The sequence below is a fragment of the Sorangium sp. So ce295 genome (assembly GCF_051527405.1).
GTDB classification, from domain to species: Bacteria; Myxococcota_A; Polyangia; order Polyangiales; family Polyangiaceae; genus Sorangium; species Sorangium cellulosum_B.
Window position 1 is genome coordinate 7,171,195 of the sequence record NZ_CP150324.1, and the last position, 19,536, is coordinate 7,190,730.

General features: G+C 69.8%; 15 protein-coding genes. 5 read left to right on the forward strand and 10 right to left on the reverse strand.

What is annotated here, in order from left to right; translation table 11 throughout:
- Positions 1–22 precede the first annotated feature (22 nt).
- The 4 genes from WMF11_RS27220 to WMF11_RS27235 form a co-directional block, all read right to left on the reverse strand.
- Positions 23–1,570 (reverse strand): complex I subunit 4 family protein, encoded by a 1,548-nt coding sequence (locus WMF11_RS27220; protein WP_437972778.1) that lies wholly within the window; start codon positions 1,568–1,570, stop codon positions 23–25.
- Positions 1,567–3,000 carry a proton-conducting transporter transmembrane domain-containing protein gene (locus WMF11_RS27225; RefSeq protein ID WP_437972779.1) on the reverse strand — a complete coding sequence of 478 codons (1,434 nt, stop codon included), beginning with the start codon at positions 2,998–3,000 and terminating at the stop codon, positions 1,567–1,569. Before WMF11_RS27225 ends, WMF11_RS27220 begins: the two co-directional genes overlap by 4 nt.
- On the reverse strand, positions 2,990–6,049 hold the full coding sequence (locus tag WMF11_RS27230) for a YbcC family protein (protein WP_437972780.1): 3,060 nt from the start codon (positions 6,047–6,049) through the stop codon (positions 2,990–2,992). Before WMF11_RS27230 ends, WMF11_RS27225 begins: the two co-directional genes overlap by 11 nt.
- A gap of 78 nt (positions 6,050–6,127) precedes the next feature.
- Positions 6,128–7,768 (reverse strand): SulP family inorganic anion transporter, encoded by a 1,641-nt coding sequence (locus WMF11_RS27235; RefSeq protein WP_437972781.1) that lies wholly within the window; start codon positions 7,766–7,768, stop codon positions 6,128–6,130.
- Positions 7,769–8,055: 287 nt separating this feature from the next.
- On the opposite strand from WMF11_RS27235, the gene WMF11_RS27240 reads away from it, so the two are divergent.
- The gene (locus WMF11_RS27240) at positions 8,056–8,643 is read left to right on the forward strand and encodes an RNA polymerase sigma factor (protein WP_437972782.1); all 588 of its coding nucleotides are present in this window, start codon (positions 8,056–8,058) and stop codon (positions 8,641–8,643) included.
- Positions 8,640–9,248: a hypothetical protein gene (locus WMF11_RS27245; RefSeq protein ID WP_437972783.1), complete on the forward strand. Its 609-nt coding sequence runs from the start codon at positions 8,640–8,642 to the stop codon at positions 9,246–9,248. Before WMF11_RS27240 ends, WMF11_RS27245 begins: the two co-directional genes overlap by 4 nt.
- A 97-nt stretch (positions 9,249–9,345) precedes the next feature.
- Here the strand turns inward: WMF11_RS27245 and WMF11_RS27250 are convergent, their stop codons facing one another.
- Together WMF11_RS27250 and WMF11_RS27255 are read right to left on the reverse strand one after the other, a co-directional pair.
- On the reverse strand, positions 9,346–10,338 hold the full coding sequence (locus WMF11_RS27250; protein ID WP_437541006.1) for a sigma-54 interaction domain-containing protein: 993 nt from the start codon (positions 10,336–10,338) through the stop codon (positions 9,346–9,348).
- 19 nt (positions 10,339–10,357) lie between these two features.
- On the reverse strand, positions 10,358–10,591 hold the full coding sequence (locus WMF11_RS27255) for a hypothetical protein (RefSeq protein ID WP_437972784.1): 234 nt from the start codon (positions 10,589–10,591) through the stop codon (positions 10,358–10,360).
- Here WMF11_RS27255 and WMF11_RS27260 point away from each other — a divergent pair.
- Positions 10,590–12,362, forward strand: coding sequence for a phosphoenolpyruvate carboxykinase (GTP) (locus WMF11_RS27260; RefSeq protein ID WP_437972785.1), 1,773 nt, complete (start codon positions 10,590–10,592; stop codon positions 12,360–12,362). The genes WMF11_RS27255 and WMF11_RS27260 overlap by 2 nt on opposite strands.
- 78 nt (positions 12,363–12,440) lie before the next feature.
- A complete protein-coding gene (locus WMF11_RS27265) occupies positions 12,441–13,121 on the forward strand; it encodes a hypothetical protein (RefSeq protein WP_437972786.1) in 681 nt (226 codons plus the stop codon).
- A gap of 135 nt (positions 13,122–13,256) precedes the next feature.
- On the opposite strand, the gene WMF11_RS27270 is transcribed toward WMF11_RS27265, so the two are convergent.
- Positions 13,257–13,652 (reverse strand): hypothetical protein, encoded by a 396-nt coding sequence (locus WMF11_RS27270; protein ID WP_437972787.1) that lies wholly within the window; start codon positions 13,650–13,652, stop codon positions 13,257–13,259.
- Between the two features lie 449 nt (positions 13,653–14,101).
- On the reverse strand, positions 14,102–14,956 hold the full coding sequence (mazG, locus tag WMF11_RS27275) for a nucleoside triphosphate pyrophosphohydrolase (RefSeq protein WP_437972788.1): 855 nt from the start codon (positions 14,954–14,956) through the stop codon (positions 14,102–14,104).
- A 184-nt stretch (positions 14,957–15,140) separates the two neighbouring features.
- On the opposite strand from mazG, the gene WMF11_RS27280 reads away from it, so the two are divergent.
- Positions 15,141–16,373, forward strand: a complete 1,233-nt coding sequence (locus WMF11_RS27280; protein WP_437972789.1) for a hypothetical protein — start codon at positions 15,141–15,143, stop codon at positions 16,371–16,373.
- A gap of 313 nt (positions 16,374–16,686) precedes the next feature.
- On the opposite strand, the gene WMF11_RS27285 is transcribed toward WMF11_RS27280, so the two are convergent.
- Together WMF11_RS27285 and WMF11_RS27290 are read right to left on the reverse strand one after the other, a co-directional pair.
- Positions 16,687–17,607, reverse strand: coding sequence for a transposase (locus tag WMF11_RS27285; RefSeq protein ID WP_437902223.1), 921 nt, complete (start codon positions 17,605–17,607; stop codon positions 16,687–16,689).
- 370 nt (positions 17,608–17,977) lie between these two features.
- Positions 17,978–19,156 carry a cytochrome P450 gene (locus tag WMF11_RS27290; RefSeq protein ID WP_437972790.1) on the reverse strand — a complete coding sequence of 393 codons (1,179 nt, stop codon included), beginning with the start codon at positions 19,154–19,156 and terminating at the stop codon, positions 17,978–17,980.
- Positions 19,157–19,536: the final 380 nt, after the last annotated feature.

Genomic DNA, 19,536 nt, shown 5'->3' on the forward strand with positions numbered 1-19,536 from the left:
CGCGCCATCCGCCGGACGCGGCTCAGGGCGACGGTCGTCCGTCACGAAGGGGCGCTCGGCCGTCCGCGTCGATGGAGCGGCGGTTCGCCGCTGCCGCGAGGCGCGCCTGCGCGCCGTGCGCCACGTCGTGGAGTACCCGCTCGACCACCGGCGCATGGATCGCGATCAGCCGCGCCGGGGCCACCCCCAGGACGACGGTGAGCGCGACCAGCGCGAGCAGGAACCCGCGCTCGCGGAGCACGAGCGTCTCCACCGCGGCGCCCTTCAGGTGGCGCCGGAGCGGCCCCAGGAAGGTCCGCTGGAACGCCCGGAACAGCGTGATCCCGTTGAGCGCCGCCGCCGTCAGCGCCAGCACCGCGAGCACGGGATGGACGTGCAACATCCCATGCAGGAGCAGGTCCTCGCTCACGAACGAGAGCGCCCCCGGCATCCCGATCATGGCGCACGCGAGCAGGAAGAAGAAGGCGGCCATGCGGGGCGTCCGGGCGACGAGGCCGCCGAGCTCCCGCGTGTCCGCCGTGCCGGCGCGCGCCTCGATCGCGCCGACGACCATCGCGAGCCCCGTGATCGCGATCGACAGGGCGACGCTCTGCAGGAGCGCGCCGCTCACGCTCTGCGGGCTCAGCGAGGCGACCCCGAGGAGCACGAGCCCCTTCTGGCTCGCCACGAGGTAGCCGAGCAGCCGGCGCAGATCGGTCTGGACCAGCGCGAGCACCGCGCCGTGGAGCGCGCTGATCAGGCCCAGCACGGCGAGGATCGGCATGCCGTCGGCGGAGCCCACGGGCAGGAGCGTCACCCCCACGCGAACGAGCACGCAGACGCCGACCTGCATCTGGGCGAGCAGGATGGTCACGCCGAGCGGCCCCCGCTCCAGCAGCACCGGCAGCCAGCCGTGGAACGGCACGGCGGCCATGCGCATCAGCACCGCGATGCCGACGAGCGCGAACAGCGGCGACTGCCATGCTTCGGGGACGCCGACGCGGGCGATCTCCTCGACGTCGAACGGCAGGGCGGCCCCCCGGCGCGCGGCGAGCACGGCGATGGCGCCGATCGCCACGACGAGCGGCGCCGTGCCCCCCAGCAGGAAGATGCGGCAGGTGCGCCGGAGGAGCGGGTCCTGGGCGCCCTTCCTGGCGACCAGGCGATCCACCGGCACGAGGGCGGCGACCCACGCTGCCGCGAGCACCGCGAGATCGACCACGCAGAACACGGCGAGGATGGCGCTGCCGGTGGCGAGCAGCGCGGCGGCGCCGGGCGGATCGATCGCGGCGCGCGGGCTCGCGGCGAGCAGGGCGAGCAGGACGAGGCCGAGCAGCGGGAGCAACGTGATGGTGAAGCCGTCGAGGCTGAGGCGGAGGCGCGCTCCGAGGAGCGGCAAGGCGGGCCCCCCGGCGGTGAGCGCGACGCCGGCGTACGAGAGCGCGAGCGGCAGCAGCGAGAGGATCAGGGTGAGCGCCGCGCCGACGAGGGCGACGCGGCGGGCGCGCTCGTCGCTGCGCGCCCGGGCGGCGAACAGCGCCGCGATCGCGGGCGTGAGGATGAGCGTCCCGAGGAGCGGAAAGGCGTTCACGTGCGAGCCCTCTTCGTATCGCGCGCGCGGGGCTGGAAGGCCGCCGCGATCTCTGTCTCTTCGCGCGCGCCCTCGTCGCCGGGCGCCGCGGGGGCGCGCTCGGGCCAGCCGCTCAGCGCCGCCACCCAGCGGCGCTCGCTCCGGTCGAGCAGGCGCCCGAGGCGCATCAGCGGCGCGGCGACGAGCCGCTCCTGCAGCCCCTCGAGGTGGAAGCGGTCGAGCGACAGCCAGTACGCGCGCCGCACGAGCGCCGCCGGCAGCAGCCGGCCCGCGAGCCCGAGGTGCGGCAGCGGCTCGCCGGCGTGCGCGGCCCGGATGTCCTGCGCGTCGCGGAGCGCCGAGGGGGCGCGCAGCAGCTGGAGGCAGCGCAGGCAGGCGTGGGCGAACATGTGGACGAGCGCGAGCCAGTAGAGCCCGAGCCCGATCTCCACGAACATGAGCCCCACCTGCGTCATCGTCGCGTGCGCGAGCGCGCCCTTCACGTCCGCCTGCACGCGCCCCACCATCGTGCCGTAGACGGCCGTCGCCGCCCCGACGCAGGTGATCACCACGCTCGCGGCGAGCGAGCGCTGGAGCAGCGGGGCCGCGCGGAGCATGAGGTACACCCCGGCGTGCACCGAGATGGCGCCGTAGAAGAGCGCGCTCGATGGCGTCGGCCCCTCCATGGCCCGCGGCAGCCAGCTGCCCAGAGGAAACTGCGCGCTCTTGCCCATCGCGGCGAGGAACAGGCACAGCGCGAGCGCCGTGGCCGCGCCGGGCCCGAGCGACGCGGCGGTCCCGGGCCAGGGCGAGCCGCCGAACACCTCGCCCCACTGCGAGGAGCGGGCGACGTCGTGCATGAGCACCGCGCCCCCGAGCAGCCCGATGTCGCAGAGCCGGTAGGTGATGTACACCCGCACCGCGGCCCGCGGCGGCGCCTCGCGGTCGTGGAAGAAGGCCACGAGCAGGACGCTCGTCGCGCCGACGAGCTCCCAGCCGGCGAAGAGGAGGTCGACGGTGCCCGCCGACACGAGCCCCAGCATCCCCGTCGAGAACAGCGCGAGGAGCAGGAAGAAGCGCGCGAAGCCCGGCTCGCGGTGCAGGTACGCCACCGAGAACCTGCCGACCAGGAGCGCGATCAGCGAGACGAGGAGCATCATCGTCGCCGACAGCCGATCGACGAGCAGGACGACCTCGAACGCATAATCGCCGAGCTCGAACCAGTGGCCGAGCGCCACCGGGACGAACGCGTAGGGCGCCGCGACGGCCGAGACCCATATCGCCAGCGAGGCCGCGAGCGAGAGCGCGAGCGTGGAGAGCACGACGCGCGACACGACGCGCTCGCTCGGCGTGCGAAGGAGCAGCAGGTAGGCGCCGAGCGCGGCGAACGCCGCCGCCGGAGAGAGCACGGCGAGCGCGGCGAGCCTGCCGAGGAGCACATCAGACAGCATGGTCGACGACCTCACGTGGCCGCGTGGACGCGGCTCGAATGAGCGCAGGCGGAACGAAGCCGGACCTCCCGGCGTACCAGTCGGCGGAGCGCTGGACCGCGGGCAAGGGTTGATCCGGCGGAGAGAACGGCGCGAAGCCGTCGCCCGTGAAGCACGCGATCCGGCGCGTCGCCGGATCGACGCAGGCGAGCTGGATCCAGCCGTTGCCGATGAGCTCGCGGAGGGCCGGCTGCCGCGCGTACAGCGCGGCGGCCGTGTCCGTGCTCGCCTCGACGATGACGAGCAGGCGCACCGGCTCGTGGATCTCGATCATCTGCTTGGGCAGCCCGGTGCGCAGGTCGCTCAGCGAACCCTCCATGACCCCGAGCAGCGAGGCGAGGTTGTGAGGCAGCTTGGTGCCGGCGCCGTAACGGCGGTTGTCGACGCAGGAGAAGTAGTACTCGAGGTTGATCCCTGCCCCGACCGGGCCGACCGCGAGCAGGATGCGCTCGAGGATCGCTCCGTCCTGATCCTGGGTCGGGTCGTACGAGACGAGGAACGCCCTGCGGTCGAGGAACAGCCCGCGGGTGAGCGAGCGGCGGCCGACGACGCAGACCGCGTTGGTCACGTGCCCCAGCTCGGGCCGCGCCTCGCTGAGATCCGCGGCGCGCGCCTCGACGTGCGCCAGCGCCCGCGCGGCGTCGCCCTCGCGCGGCGCCGACGCGAACCTCCGGCAGCGCTCGTGCGCGTGCTGCTGGCGCGCGGCGTCGAGCGCTCCGACCAGCGCCGAGAGCTCGCCGCGGTGGGACGCCGGCACGAGGTGCTGGTCGTAGAGGACGATCTCGTCCGTCGTCGTGTTGTTCATGCCGCCGAGGAAGAAGGTCTCGTCCGGGATGTCGATCCCGCGCGCGGCGAGCAGCGCGCGGACCTCGGGATCGTTCGCCATGGCCGCGAACAACCGCGCGTTCGGGCCGCCGTGGCGGCCGCCGCACGCGCCGCAGTCGTACGCCGACTGGTGCGGGTTGTTCACGCTGGTCGCCCCGTGGCCGAGCACGACCACGATCGGCGCGAAGCCGCGCGTGAGCCCCATGTTCTCCAGCGTGGCGGCCACGCGGCCCGCCTTGGCCGCGGCGGTGAACGGCTGCCCCTCGCCGCCCGCGGCGGAGCCCTCGTCATGCGGGCTGTGGAGCCGCGTCGGCACCGGCGGGAGCAGGCGCCGCTCGAGGGCGCGGCGCAGCCTCGCCACCGCCCGCGGAAAGAGGGTGCGTCCCACGAGCGGGACGGTGGACAGCAGGCCCAGGGTCGGGGTGAGCAGCACGCCGCGCGCCATGGTGCGGGTACCGCGCCCCAGCGCGTGCAGGAGCCGCGCCCAGCGCTTGCGGCGAGCCTTTCGTCGCCAGCCCGCCTCTTCCTCGTGCGGCCGCTCGACGATCTCGTGCGCCGGCTCCACGCCGACCGGGCAGAGGCTCACGTGGCCTGCGTCGTCGAGCCCGCGGTAGCGGATCGGCACGCCGAAGAACCCGGCCACGCCGAAGGTATCGTGCCGCGGCGAGAGCTCCTCGAAATGCCTCCGGAGGCCCTCGCAGCGGTCGTCGATGCAGAACGCGACCTGGAAGCGGGGCGCCTCCACGGAGCGCTCCTCCTCGGGGCGCCGGAGGTTCGCGGCGATCCCGTGCAGCACCTCGGTCCGGTGGTGGTGCTCGTAGGCCTCATGCAGGACGCGGCGCCGCGCGATCTCGTCGAACGCCTCGAGCGCCTCGAGCGCCCAGACGCGCTCCGCCTTGGACAGTGGCTCGATGTCGGCGGCCGAGAGGCCGGCGAGCTGAGCGAGCTGGAACAGACGGAACGGCCGAGCATGATCAGGCGAGCTCGACGGCGGCGCAGGCGGCCGCGCGGCGCGCCGGGCATGCTCGACGAGGCCGGCGAGCGGTCCTCGGTATCCCAGCCGCCGGCGCGCGACGTCGCGCAGCGCGTACCGGGCGAGCGTGAGGCGCACGGCGAGGTACTCGACCAGCGACACGGGCGGTGATCCCGCAGGCCGGTCGCTCGGCGTGTGCTCGAGGCGGTGGATCATGCCGGCCCAGCCCGGCAGCTCGAGCAGCACGCGTGTCACGTACACGTCCCAGTGGTCCTGGGCGACGGAGAGCTCCTCGAGGGCGCGGACGGCGATGGCGGGCGGCGACAGCGCCTCCGCGTCGAAGCGACGGAGCTCCGCGTCGAGCCCGACGAAGGCCGGGGCGGCCAGCCGGGAGCCCTCGAGCGCCATGCCGCAAAAGCAGCGCCAGAGCCCCTTCGCTCGATCGGGCATCGTCCAGTGTGCAATGCCCTCGTCGAGGTAGGCGCCGAGGAACCGGATCATGAGCGCATCGACGAGCTCGGCCGGATCCTCGCCAGCCAGCTCGACAAGCAGATCGCGGTGCGACCGATCGGCGCCCACGCGCTCGACGAGCGGCGGCTCCAGGGGCGGGGCGGGCGGCAGCGGCACGGCGCGGCACGCGTCCCAGAGCGCGAGGGCGGCGCGCGCCTCCGGCTCGCGGCCCCCCCGGTCGAGGAGGCGCGCCGCGATCTCCGGGCGCGCCTCGAGCCAGCGCTCCGTGCTGTAGACGATGCGCCGGCGTCGCTCGTCGGGGACGTCGGCCCGGAGCCTGCGCGTCTCCCCGGCCTCGGAGATACGCCACAGGAGGCCCGCCGCCGTCTCGGCGTCGATCGGATGGCGCAGCGCGAGCCGCTCGATCGCGTGCCGGGACAGCGGGCCTCTCCGCTCGTCCGGCTGCGCGGCGAACCGCCTCGCGAGCGCGGCCTCGAGGTCCTCGTCGCCGATCCGACCCGACGCGATGTGCGCGCGGTAGTCTGCCTCGGAGAGATACGGCTCGGCCTCGAAGACCGCGCTCGCCGCGGCGACCGCGTCATGGAACGGCAGGTGCTGGAACGCGTGCAGCGTGTTGTGGTGGACGAACACGCCGATAGGCCCCTGCGCCGGAAGGAGGTGTCCGGCGTGCTCGACAACGTCGCGCAGATGCCTCTGCCGGGCGGCGCTCGCGCGAAGATCCTGAGAGAGCTCGCTGTTCATGGGGTTCCCGAGTGGCGGTTGTTCCTGGAGAGCCCCACGCGCGCTCCCCCCTTTCGCGCCATGGTGTCTCGACTCGATTCAGCGCTCGGCGACGGGGCTGATGACAGGCCGCTTCCTCGCCGAGAGCGGGTGGGATGACATCTGGAAATGATCGCCGAGGCCGGCGAGGGTCAATGTCCGCCCATTTCGCTCCATCACGCCCTGGAGCTCATGCAGGTTGGACATGACCGTGTGATCGACAAGGCGGGCATTCGCGAAGTCGATCTCGATGTTCGAGACGTGCGCGTGGCTCTCGATCTTCCGCTGGATGCTGAGGTAATTGCTGAAGATGGCGGCGTGCTTGACGCGCAGCACGACCCGCCCCTCCTCGACGCGCTCGTCCACATCGGAGCGGAAGAGGACGCGCAGCGGCGCGCCGTTCGTCAGGTGGATGAGCAGCTTCACGGCGATGCCGGCCGCGACGCCGACGAGCAGATCGGAGACGATGCACATCGCGGCCGTGGTGGCGAAGATGACGAGCTGCTCCCTGCCGATGCGGAGCGTCTTCGCGAACTCCTTGGGTGACGCGAGGCGGGTGCCCGTGAAGGTGAGCATCGCGGCGAGCGCGGCGAGGGGGATCCGGTGAATGAGGCCCGGCGCGAAGGCCACGAAGAGGAGGAGGAAGGTCCCGTGAAAGAAGTTCGACAACCGGCTCTTCGCGCCGTAGCCGATGTTCGCGGAGCTGCGAACGATCTCGGAGATCATCGGCAGCCCGCCGAGCAGGCCCGCGATGAGGTTGCCCACGCCCGTAGCGAGCAGATCCTTGTCGAGGTCGGAGCGGCTCTTCGCGGGATCGAGCGCGTCGACGGCCTTCGCGGACAGGAGCGACTCGATGCTGCCCACCAGCGAGAACATGACGATATATTTGATGGACGCGGGCGTGCCGACGTGGCTGAAGTCCGGGAAGACGATCGCCTGGACGAGGTTGCCAGGCAGGTTGACGAGGAAGCTCGGCCCGATCGCGTACGTCGTGTGGGTCGCCGCGAGCGTGTACGTGTGCTCGTGCTCGAGATCGAAGACATAAGCGAGCGGCACGGACAGCGCCAGCACCAGCATGGGCGCGGGGATCTTCTGCATCCAGCGAGCTCTCTTGGCGATCACTGGATAGCCGAAGAGGAGGATCATCGAGAGGATGCCGATCGAGGCGATCTCGGGGTTCAGGCGCAACAGGCTGCGCGGGATCTCCAGGATCAGGTGGAGCGGGTCCTTCGCCGCAGGCGTGACGCCGACGAGCGTGTGGACCTGTTTCGAGCAGATGATGATCCCGATGGCCGCCAGCATGCCGTGGACCACCGAGGAGGGGAAAAAGTCGCCGAGCGTGCCCGCGCGCGCCAGGGCGAAGACGATCTGTGTCACCGCGGCGACGGCGATGCAGGCGAGCGCGCGGCGGTAGCCCACGGCGTTGTCCCCGCCGCCGAGCTCCTGAACGGCACCCAGCGCAATAACGATGAGGCCCGCGGCGGGCCCCTTGATGGTCAGCGGCGCGCTGCCGAGCCAGGTGGCGACCATACCACCGACGACGGCGGTGAGCACGCCCGCGATGGGAGGGAACCCGCTCGCCATGGCGATGCCCAGGCAGAGCGGCAGGGCGATCAAGAAAACGAGGAACCCTGAAACCAGGTCGTTCCTCCATGTGGACGCCGAGGACGTCGACGCCCTCGAACTGTTCGGATTGGACATGCGGTGCTCGCCTTGGAGTTGGGGCACCCTGTGGGCCCGCTGTTCGTCAGAACACGGCCCAGGACGGGACCAGTCGGCCGGAGGTTCCCGCTCGGGGTGACGATTTCGTACGGCGCCCAGGAACCTCGGCGCGGATCCGTTCCGTCCCAGGGCAGCCGATGGACATTTCTTCCTCCTTCGGGGTGACGTCGCTCGCCCCCTCGTGGCGCGAGCAGCGGGCGCTACCCGTCCGTCCATTCCACGCTAGAGTTCCGGCCTTCGACGCTCTAGATGCTCGAGCGGCCCTCATGACCGAATCGCGACCCCCCCTCGGCGAATCGCGCGCGGAGTTCGAGTCGGCGGTGCGCCCGGTGCTCCCTCGGCTCTATCGATTCTGCGCCTCGCTCTGCGGCGCGCGAGACCAGGCGGACGATCTGTTCCAGAACGCGTTGCTCAAGGCATACCTGCACGCGGCGTCCTTCGAGGGACGCTCCGACCTCGGCGTCTGGCTCTGCGGGATCGCTCGGCACGAGTACTTGGAGGCTTACCGGACCGAGGCGCGGCGCCGCAGCCTGCTCGATCGCCTCGTCGAGGTGTGCACCGACGCGCTCGGCATCCTCCCTCGCTCCGAGGTCTCGAGCCCGGAGGCGGCCGCGATCTTGAGCCAGGACACTGGAGTGCTCCTTGCGTGCCTCCAGGAGTTGCCGGAGGAATTTCGCACCGTGGTGGTGCTATGCGACATCGAGGAAGTCGGGTATGACAGCGTGGCCGAGCTCCTCGGGATCCCCAAGGGGACGGTGAAGAGCCGCCACGCCCGAGGGCGCGCGCGGCTGCGCGACGCCTACGAGCGTCTGGCAGCGCCGCGCGCCGTCGCGGAGCGGGAGGGTTCGACGTGAGCGAGCGCGACGACGATCTGCCTCCCATTCCGCAGGATCTGGCGGCGAACATGCGGGCGCTGCGCTCGATGAGCCCCTCCGATGCGCTCGTCGAGCGCGCGCTGAGCAAGCTCCCCGAGCGACCGGAGCGCCCGGCGGCGGCCGGCGGCGCGCGCTCGCAGCGAGAGAGCGACCGCTGGGGGTGGAGGGCGTTCATCGCGGCCCCGGCGCTCGCCGCCCTGGCGGTCGCCGTCTTCGTGGCGGGCGACAGGGGCGCGTGCTCTCCGGCGATCGAGCGATCCGAGGAGCGCGCCGTCGCCTTGCCTGACGAAGGGCACGCGTGGACGCTCCTCGATCTGTGGACCCACCGCCACGCGGACGAGCCGGCGGTGGTCCAGCTCGAGGTGCCGGAGCACGTGCGCGTGCGGTTGCCTGACGGCGAAGGTGGATCGCTGGAGCAGCACTGCCGGCAGGAGCGCTGCTCGCACAGGCTGACGCGCTACCGCGGCGACGCGCCGCTCGGCGTGGCCGTGGCTCATCCGGGCCGGTATGAGATCCACGTCCATCACGAGTCGAACGAGGCGCGCGTGCGCGAGCGCTTCGTTCTGATAGCTGAACGCGAGTGAGCCCGGCGAGACATGTTTACCGCAACCTGGGTGGCTCCGGTCGTCACCGCGACATGCGGGCAGCCCCAACGCAGGTAGTCGGCCGGGCCGGCCCGGCTCATTTCTTCGCCGCCCTCTGCTCTCCACGGACTGGCCCGCTTGGCACCCGCACGCGCCCCGCTGCGACGTAGCGTTGCACCGTCCTCAGGCTGATCCGAAGTCGCGCCGCCGCCTTGACCTTGTCGCCCCCGTCGCGCTCCAGCGCCGCCTGGACGATCTGCTGGATGAGCGACTCCAATCCGTCGTCGAGGTCGAGCGCGGGCGAGGTGCTGGCGCACGACACGCCCGCGGCGGCTTCTTCGGGCACGACCAGCGAACGGACGCTCTCGGGCAGATCGGCCACGCGCACCTGCCGCCCATCCCGGAGCAAGCAGAGCGTCTCCACGACGTTCCGGAGCTCGCGCACGTTGCCAGGCCAGTCGTAACGGAGCAGCAGCGCCTTGGCCTGCCGGCTGAACCTCGGCGGGCGAACCCCGTGTCGCGCCGAGTGCTGCGCGGTGAACTGATTCAGCAGGGGCGCGATGTCAGCGCGTCGCTCACGCAAAGCGGGGACATTGAGCGTGATGCCCTGGATTCGATAGAACAGGTCGGCGCGAAAACGACCCGCGCGCACCTCCTGATCGAGGGGTCGTAGCGTGGCAAACATCAACCGGACATCCGCCTCGATCTTCGTCGCGCCGCCGACGCGCATGTACCGGCGGTTCTCGAGGAATCGCAGGAGCTTCGCCTGCATCGGCATCGGCATATCACCGATCTCATCGAGCAAGAGCGTGCCCCGCTCGGCCGCTTCGACCTTGCCCTTCGCTCGCTCGCTCGCCCCGGTGAACGCGCCGCGCTCGTGACCGAAGAGCTCGCTTTCAAAGAGCGCGTCGGGGATGGCCGCGCAATTGATGGGCACGAAAGGCCCCCGCCGGCGCTCCGAAAGCTCGTGCGCGCGCCTCGCCAGCACCTCCTTGCCGGAGCCGCTCTCGCCGATCAGCGTCAGGGTGACGTCCTTCGCGGCGACGGCGCGAAGGATCTGGTCCGCCTTCTTCATGGCGTGGGAGCGCATGATCGGCTCAAATACCACGTCAGGTCGTCGTTTTCGCTCTCCCACGCGAGAAATACTGAGCGATCTTGTCGCAACCTGCAAGCCCGACCACGAGATCGGCTCCGGCGATCCACGTCGCCCCGCGACTGGCGAAATTCGTCGGCTGTTCGCCCTGAAAATGCCGAGAAAGCGCCCCGCTTCGAGCGCTCCTGGCGCGGTTCACGGCCAGCCCCTGCTCCGGCACGGATTCTGCTGTGACCAAGACCAAGACCATGAACGACGCTCCCACGACGAACCGCGCGCTCCGCGCCTGGGTCCAGGCGATCGCCGAACACACGCGACCCGCGCGCATCCGTTGGTGCGACGGCAGCGAGGCGGAGCGGACCACCCTCGAGCGCGACATGGCGCTCTCCGGTTCGTTCATCGAGCTGGATCCACGGACCCACCCTCGTTCATTCCTGCATCGATCGGATCCAACGGACGTCGCGAGGACGGAGCACCTCACCTTCATCTCGACGCCACGAAGGGAGGACGCAGGGCCCACGAACCACTGGATGAGCCGAGAGGAGGCGCAGACGCGCGTATGGTCGCTCTTCGCAGGCGCGATGAAGGACCGGACGATGTACGTGGTGCCGTACCTGATGGGCCCCGCGGGGTCGCCCTTCAGCCGCGTCGGGGTCGAGCTTACCGACAGCCCGTACGTCGCTCTCAACCTCCGGATCATGACGCGCATGGGCCGCGCGGCGCTCGGTCACCTCGGCGCTGCGGAGAGCTTCGTTCGTGGCATCCACAGCCTCGGGGACCTCTCGCCGGACAGGCGCTTCGTCGTCCATTTTCCCGAGACCCTCGAGATCTGGAGCATCGGCTCGGGGTATGGCGGCAACGCATTGCTCAGCAAGAAGTGCCATGCGCTGCGCATCGCGAGCGCGCAAGCGCGCGCGGAGGGCTGGCTCGCCGAGCACATGCTCATCCTCGGCTTGACGAGCCCCGAGGGGCGCACGCACTACGTCACGGCTGCCTTCCCGAGCGCGTGCGGCAAGACCAACCTGGCGATGCTCGTCCCCTCGCTCCCCGGGTGGAAGGTCGAGACGGTCGGTGACGATATTTGCTGGATGCACCCTGGCAGCGACGGACGGCTCTGGGCCATCAACCCGGAGAACGGCATGTTCGGCGTCGCGCCAGGGACCAGCCTCAAGACCAACCCGAACGCGATGCAGTCGCTCACGCACGATGTGATCTTCACGAACGTCGCGCTGCGCGCGGGCCGTCGCGTATGGTGGGAGGGGATGTCCCCGCTCGACGAGCGTGAGGTCATCGAAGACTGGCGCGGCGCGAAGTGGACGAAAGGCGCCGCGACGTCTCCCGCCGCGCATCCGAACTCGCGCTTCACCGTCCCGCTGCGGCAGTGTCCCAGCGCGGCAGGCGCCTTCGACCTCGCCACGGGGGTGCCGATCTCGGCCATCCTCTTCGGGGGGCGCCGATCGAAGCTCGCCCCTCTCGTCTACGAAGCGCGGAGCTTTCGTCACGGCGTCTACGTCGGTGCGACCATGGCGAGCGAGACGACCGCCGCGGCGACCGGCGCCGTCGGCGTCCTCAGAAACGATCCCATGGCGATGCTCCCCTTCTGCGGGTACAATATGGGCGATTACTTTGCGCACTGGATGGCCGTCGGGAAAGGGCTCAGTCGTCCGCCGAAGATCTTTCATGTCAACTGGTTCCGGACGGGGGACGACGGGCGCGTCCTGTGGCCCGGGTTCGGCGACAACATCCGCGTCCTCAAGTGGATCCTCGAGCGTGTCGAGGGTACGGCGGCCGCGCGCGAGTCCGCAATTGGCCTCCTTCCGCATGAACGAGGAATCGATCTGACCGGGATGGACCTCTCGAAAGACGCGCTCTTCCAGCTGCTCGCGGTCGACAGCGGCGCGTGGTTGAGGGAGGCCGACGGTGTCCTCGAGTTCCTTCGCAAGTTCGCGGATCGACTCCCCACGGCGCTGCTGGCCGAGCACCGATCGCTCGTCAAGCGGCTGCACGATTCGCTGCATTGAGCTGAGCAGGGAGGACGCGTGGAAGACCATACCAAATCTTCGGCAGCGAACGTCTGTCGTGACAGAACCCATTCCTCCGTGGATGGCCGCGCGGCCGGACCGCTGGCAGGTGCCGTCGCGGCGGCGCTGCGAGCGGGGCGCAGCCCTAGAAATCACGACTTCGACCGCTTCCTTCCTGACGAGCTACGCCGCGTCTCCGCTCAGTTCTGGACGCCGATCGAGGTCGCTGTTCGCGCGGCCCGGTGGCTGGACGAGCTCGACGTTCGCACCGTCGTCGATGTCGGGTCGGGCGCCGGCAAGTTCTGCGTGGCGGCGGCGCTGGCGGGACGCAGCCACTTCACGGGGATCGAACAGCGATCTCGGCTCGTCATGGCGGCGCGCAGCCTCGCGCGGGTCTACGAGATCGAGGACCGCGTTCGCTTCGTCGAAGCCGCCCTGGGGAGCGCGGAAGTTCCTCGCGCGGACGCCTACTACTTCTTCAACCCGTTCGGCGAGAACCTCTTTGGACGAGAAGACCACCTCGATGAAGACGTCGAGCTGGGCGTCGATCGATACCAGCGCGACACTGCGGCCGCCGAAGAGCTCCTCAACGAGGCGCCGCTCGGGACCTATCTCCTGACGTACAACGGGTTCGGCGGGCGGGTACCGGACAGCTATGACGAGGTCCGCGTCGATCGGGAGCTCCCGAACGTCCTGCGGATGTGGCGAAAGGCGCGCCTCGTGGCTGCCGGTCCGGGTCTACGCGCGGATGAGCTCTGATCACCACGACGGCGCGTGACGCACCGTTGCGTATCACGCGATCCCGAGCCGATCGAGGATCGCGTTCACGAAGGTGAGCGGGCGCGGTGGACATCGCGCCATCAGGAGGTGAGTCCCGGCGAATTATCGAAGCAGTCATCGGGGCTCCGAATGAGCGTGCGCACGAAGAGCGTCGAGGATGGTCCAGCCAAACGCCGGCTTCGGCAGCACCATGGGTGGCAAGGAGTGGCCGTCTGGTCCCAGCGCGGAGCGAAAGGACTGTGGTGTGCCCGTCACGAGGAGAATGAGCAGCTTCGGTCGCGCGCTCCGCAGCGACGTGATGAACGTCACGATGTCGCTGGGCTCGAAGTCGTCGGGAAACAGAACGAGGGCGGTCGCCGCGGGCGCCATCCTGGTCGCGTCGTTCAATGTCCTCTTGCCGTTCGACGCGACCCCGGCCTGGCTGAAGTAGGCATGAAGCGCGTCGATCGTCTCCGGATTGTCCGCGACGACGGCGACGTGGAGCAACCTGGCGGAAGAGCGGTTTGCCATGGCTGCCCGGGCGTCTAGCAAGCCGTGGGCCGCCTCGTGAAAGGCGCAAGAACCTTGAAGACGCGCCTATCGCGATGGAAGAGCCGACGACCCTTTCGGAGAAGAACGGCACAAAACGACAGATTGACGCGACAAATTCGAGCTAATCACCTGAATTTCGTCTTGATCAAGCCGAATTTTGATGCGATGGCGCCTACTTGACCGCTCCGAAGGCCAGCCAGCGAGGCAGCGTCGCGTCGGTCTCAGCGCCGTCGGAGCGCCGCTCGCCCGGGGTTGGCCGCTTGTTATGCCGTCGGAGCGCGCTGCTCGCCCTGGATTGGCCGCGTGCTACGCCGCCGGAGCGCGCCGCTCCCCCTGGATTGGCCGCTCGGAGAGGCCGCATAGGTGACGCCGGATGCTGCCGGCGTCTCCCCGGCGCGCATCTCGCCAAGACCGTGCGCGCGCCGCGGTCAGGTCTGCCGCTCCGCGCGCTTGGCCTCGTCCCAGTAGCCGTCGAGCTCCTCCAGCGTGAGCGTGTCGTGGGACGCCTTGACAGGCCAGCCCCCGTGCCGCTCCATGACCCGCCGTTCGACGTGATCGAAGCGCCGGGTGAACTTGTCGATCGTCCGACGCAGGGCCCCCTCTGCGTCAACGCCGGAGTGGCGCGCCAGGTTCCCGAGCGCGAAGAGCACGTCCCCGAGCTCCTCCTCGATCGCGGCGGAATCGCCGCTATCGAGGGCCCGATCGAGCTCCCCGAGCTCCTCGTCCACCTTCGCGCGCGAGCCCCGCGCGTCCGGCCAATCGAAACCCACGCGCGCGACCTTCTCGCCCACCCGCTGCGCCCGGGTCAGCGCCGGCAGGCTGCGGGGAACGCCGCCGAGCACGCCGCGGTCCTTCCCCTGCCTCGCCCGCTCGTCCGCCTTGATGCGCTCCCAGTTCTGAAGCACCTCGTCGGCGTTCTCGGCGCTCTCGTCCGCGAACACGTGGGGGTGGCGCCGCACGAGCTTCTCGCAGATCGCAGCGATCACGTCGTCCGGCCCGAACGCCCCCTCGGCCCGGGCGAGCTCGGCCTGGAAGACGACCTGGAGCAAGAGATCGCCGAGCTCGGCGCACAGCTCCTTGCGGTCGCCGCCGTCGATGGCGTCGATGACCTCGCACGCCTCCTCGAGCACGTAGCGCCTGAGCGTCGCGAAGCTCTGCTCGCGATCCCAGGGACATCCGTCCGGTGCGAGGAGCCGCTGCATCAGCTCGACCATGCGCGGAAACGTACGACCGACCTGCTCGGGGAGCGGCGGTGCCTGCACGGGCTCGAAGGAACGAGGCATGCAGTGCTACTAGCGCAAACCGCCCCCGCTCCGGAAGCGGAGGCAGACGAAGAGGAAGAGGAGACGATGCAGGGCGCGCTATCGCAGAGCGTCATCCTGGCTTCCGAGGCCGTAGCATGAGAAAAGTACGGAGGGCATCGCGGCTCCGACGACGAGGACGACCATGAAGAGCGCAGGCTGTGTGGTGCTGTTCGCGATCGCCGGCTGCTCGCAGGGGGTGTGTCGGAGCATCGGGAGCGCGCCGGGCGCGGCGCCGAACCCGGGAGCAGCGGCGGAGGAGCCCGTGACGGCGGCCCCGGTCAACAGCGGCGAGCAGGAGGTGCTGGACGAGGAGATCACCCCGCTGCGCAAGGGCGGGCGCCACCTCATCGCGGAGCCGCCGGACGACGCGGAGGAGGTGACGTACGCCGCATGGATCGCGGCGGCAGGGCTCGCCGCGCAGAACAGGCAGCCGCCGCCGGCCGCGCCACCGGGGTTCGCGCTGCGGGCGGTCCGCGGGCGCGACCTGTGGGTGTTGTCCGAGGACGGCACGCGCCGCCGCGGGGCAGCCGCGGTCGTGCTGCGCGTAGGAGCGGCCGTCCCGCTGATCGTCGAGGCGCCGCACACGTTCTTCGATCAGGGAACGCTGCCCGTCGCGCTGGCCATCTTCGAGGCGCAACGAGCGCGCGCGCTGATCGTGAATACGTCGCACCGGTACGGCGGGGGTCCCAACCCACGCAACGCCAGCGCGGACGAAGACGGCGCAGAAGGCGGGCGCCCCAACCTGGGTGCCGCTGTCGGAGGCGGGCGCCCCAACCTGGGTGCCCCTGTCGGGGGCGGGCGCAACCCGGGTCACACCGCGGAGGGTGACGAGAGCACGGAAGGCGCTGGTGGCGAGGACGGCGGTGATGAAGCCGTCGACGGCAACACCACGAATGACGGCGCCCAGGGCACCGGCGGCAGCGCTCGTGGAGATAACCGTGCTTCCAGAGAGCGGCTGATTGCGTCGCTCGCCTTCGCCGACGTCGCCCACGCCGAGCGTTCGTTCTTCCTGTCCGTGCACCGGGCGCTGCTCCAGAGCTTCCCCGGCACGCCCACCGTGCAGCTGCACGGCTTTCAAGACCGTTCGGCTCCGAATGCCGCCATTATCGCCAGCGCGGTGGGGCAGGGCGCCGCGCTGGACCGGCTGCTCGCCCCTCTACGGGCGTTCATCAACGATGGAAAGGTCCTCGCCTACCCCACGGAGATCGATAGGTTGGGCGGTGCCACGAACGTGCAAGCACGCTGGTCGCGTCAGATGGGCGCACCGTTCTACCACGTTGAGATGTCCCGAACCCTGCGCGACAAGCTGATCGTGGATACGGATTTCCGGCGCCGCTTCGCGGCGGCCTTCTCGGGGCTCACAGTCGGAACAAGTCGGATGCGCGACCCAGGTTGACCGCGACAGTATTGTCCGCAACGGCCCGGCTCAACGGATGCCATGCATGCCTTCTGCACGGCGAGCCGCTCCAGATCGTCCCAACAACCGGTGAACTATCGGCGTCCGCTGATCAAACGCAATCAGCGTCACCCGGGCCGTTCCATCCGCGATCGACACCGCATCCCCCGTTCGTGGGCGTGCGCGCAGCGCCCTATGAACACTTCGCCCGCCCGCGTCAGCTCCTCCAAACGGATGCTCCCACGAGACAGCAACGACCCGTCGGAGCCGCCCCTTCCTGTTCTGCGCCGCTGTGAAGCTCGCCACCCGATATCTACACGGTAAGCCCGAAATCGCTCGTGCTGGCGCCGTGGAACGTGCACATCCACCAGGTCCCCGCCGGAAATACCACACTGCGCACGCCGGCGCGCCACCGTTCGAGCGCCGCGCGGTACGACGCGCGAAACGCCCGCACAGCGGCGCCAGCGATTCGTCGTGCGTCCCCCTGCTCGCGGCCGACGGCAAAGGTCGGATTGCGCTCACCCAGCGCCTCAAAGCTCGTTACGCGCTCGTACGGAGAGATCTTGATGACTCGCTCAGCACCGAGAAAACGACGCCCCTGCTGCTGCAGCGCCGAATGGGCCTGCGCCTCTTGTACGTTGAGTTCGACGGCGACCTCGTGGCGAAAGTCATCGACGCTGTCCTGCTCTACCGCCGGTGGCAACGCGAGAGGTAACGTCACTTCCTCGGGCCACTGTGGATTCTCCGGGTCAAGATACGCCACGGGACGCGCCGCTCGCAGCACGCCACAGCCGAGCTCTCCCACATCGACTTTCGCTCCCGGCCACTCACGCGCATGCCGGACGAGGCCAGCGGCTACAGGGTTTGCGAGTACATAGGCTATTTTTTCCACCACGGCAGCGCGCGTCAGGAGTCGCACGACGCTCGTGGCCTCGTGGTCCCATACCGGTCCTTCCCACGCGCGAAGCACCTTGGTCCCGAGCGCCACAATACGATGAAAGAACTGCAAGAAGCGCGGCAGGACTCCATTCACGTCCGTCACGACCAGGTGCAGATGCGTCGACATTGCGCAGAACGCGTGAACCGCGATCCCGAAGCGCGGGGCCGAGACCGCGAGGGCGTAGACCAGGAGCTGGGTGATGGCTGCGTCGGGGCGAAAGAGCAGGTGCCGACGCAAGACGCGACGGGTGATCATATAGGTAGCGCCGGGCGCGATCTCGCGGGGGTGGCTCATGGCCCGTCCACATCAACAAACGCTGTGCCAGAGATCGCAGTCAATCATTTCAAGAAATTGCCGTGCCCCGCAGGTGGCGGCTCCTACGCCAGGGGTGGCGGCCGCCATGCCACTCGGATCGCCCGACCCGGGTAGAGTTCGTAAAGTCCACCATAAAGTCCGCAAAGTCCGCAACGTGGGTCGGGTCGCCGCCGCCGCCGGCCTCGCAACCTGGGTCGAATCGCGCGCGGGTCGGCGTCAACCTGAGTCGGGCCGCCGCCAACCTGGGTCGGGTCGCGCGCCTCCGCCTCCGCCAACCTGGGTCGGGTCGCGCGGTCGCGGTCGAGCCGCCGCGGGTCGGGTCGCAAGGTAAGGTCGCGGGACGCGAAAATTACACGAGCAGCGCCGGAATCTGGTCAGGTCCGAACGCGGCCGCGCCGCGCGGCGCCGTTGAGAACGTCGGTTGCACGGTCGGATCGGCCCGCAGCGCCGGAAAGCGCTCGAGCAGGAGCGACACGCCGATCCTCGCCTCCATCCGCGCAAGCGGCGCCCCGACACAGTAGTGCGGACCGCCGCCGAAGTTCAGCATCCCCACGGGTCGTCGATGGATGTCGAAGGTCTCCGGTCGCGGGTAGATCTCCTCGTCGTAATGGCGAGCGATCAGCGACAGGTAGAGGATCGTCCCCGCAGCCAGCGTCTCGCCGCCGATCGTCGCCTCACGCTCGACGAACCGCACGATGCCCGCCGCGCTGTTGCACCAGCGGGTCGACTCCTCGATGGCCTGCGGCAGGAGCGAAGGTTGCTGACGCAGCTGGTTCATCGCGTCGGGGTGGGCGAGCAGCGCCACGAGCAGGTTGGCCAGCATCCAGCTGGTCGTCTCGTAGCTGGCGAGGATCAACGTGAGCACGACCCCCTCGCACGCCTCCACTCCGCCCAGGCCCTCCGCGACGATCGCCCGCGCGATCTCGCCGAGCAGCGTATCGCTCGGGTGCGCCACCTCGCGCTCGGCGATCTCCCGGAGCTGCGCTTCCATCGCGGCGTGGGCGCTCCGCCCTTCGGCCACGACGACGGGATCCTGCGGCATCACGACGCTGCGGATCATCTTGCGAATCAGCACGTCATTCTCGGCGATCCGCTCCTCCGGGAGTCCGAAGAGGGCGCTCGTCACGCCCATGGGCATCGACATCGCAAAATCATCAAAAAGATCCGCCCGCTCCTTCCGCACGAGCCGTTCCACGACCCTGCGCGCCACCGGGGTCACGGTCGCCTCCTCGTAGCGGGAGATCACGCGTGGGGAGAGGACCGCGTTGAAGAGCCGCCGCATGCGCGTGTGCGACTCCCCGTTAAGCGTCACGAGCGTCCCTTTCATGATCCCGGTGTCGTAGGCCCGGGTGCTGAAGGTCTCGCTGTCGCGCAGCACCGCGGCCACATCGGCCCCGCGGAGTACGACCGGCACGCCGAGTCCCTCGTCGAAATAGACGGAGTGCTCCCTCGCCGCAGCGGCGAGATGGATCCCGAACGCCGAAGGGTCTTTCGAGGTGAAAGAAAATAGATTCTTACGAGGCAGCATACATAAAACCTAGTATTCCATATCGAAACGCGGATCAAGCCGCTTTGCCATGACTTCGGCTGGGACGTAGGTGTGGAAGAGCGGTTATTGCGGATGCTTCTCCCACGTCGGCTTCGCGTGCGGGCCCTGTAGGTGCCCCCCGCCTGGTCTTGGGTCACGCCCGCACCGTGGTCACGTGGTCACGCACGCACCGTGGTTGTGTCGCTGTCGCTGTCGCTGTTGGCCTTGAGAAAGGGCCGGAAGCGGCCAGCAGGCGCGAGTGCATCCGCCATGGACGGTCGCCAGGCCCCATGAGCCGAGCCAGAGACTCATCGTGCCCCGCACCGGCGCTATGGCAGGAGCACAAAACAACAGAGCGCCCATTCGACGGTGGGGGAAAC

Coding starts and splice junctions, on each gene's coding strand:
- WMF11_RS27225 (WP_437972779.1), bottom strand. CDS start 3,000: ATGCTGTCTGATGTGCTCCTCGGCAGGCTCGCCGCGCTCGCCGTGCTC.
- WMF11_RS27230 (WP_437972780.1), bottom strand. CDS start 6,049: ATGAACAGCGAGCTCTCTCAGGATCTTCGCGCGAGCGCCGCCCGGCAG.
- WMF11_RS27235 (WP_437972781.1), bottom strand. CDS start 7,768: ATGTCCAATCCGAACAGTTCGAGGGCGTCGACGTCCTCGGCGTCCACA.
- WMF11_RS27240 (WP_437972782.1), top strand. CDS start 8,056: ATGACCGAATCGCGACCCCCCCTCGGCGAATCGCGCGCGGAGTTCGAG.
- WMF11_RS27250 (WP_437541006.1), bottom strand. CDS start 10,338: ATGCGCTCCCACGCCATGAAGAAGGCGGACCAGATCCTTCGCGCCGTC.
- WMF11_RS27260 (WP_437972785.1), top strand. CDS start 10,590: ATGAACGACGCTCCCACGACGAACCGCGCGCTCCGCGCCTGGGTCCAG.
- WMF11_RS27255 (WP_437972784.1), bottom strand. CDS start 10,591: ATGGTCTTGGTCTTGGTCACAGCAGAATCCGTGCCGGAGCAGGGGCTG.
- WMF11_RS27270 (WP_437972787.1), bottom strand. CDS start 13,652: ATGGCAAACCGCTCTTCCGCCAGGTTGCTCCACGTCGCCGTCGTCGCG.
- mazG (WP_437972788.1), bottom strand. CDS start 14,956: ATGCCTCGTTCCTTCGAGCCCGTGCAGGCACCGCCGCTCCCCGAGCAG.
- WMF11_RS27285 (WP_437902223.1), bottom strand. CDS start 17,607: ATGAGCCACCCCCGCGAGATCGCGCCCGGCGCTACCTATATGATCACC.
- WMF11_RS27290 (WP_437972790.1), bottom strand. CDS start 19,156: ATGCTGCCTCGTAAGAATCTATTTTCTTTCACCTCGAAAGACCCTTCG.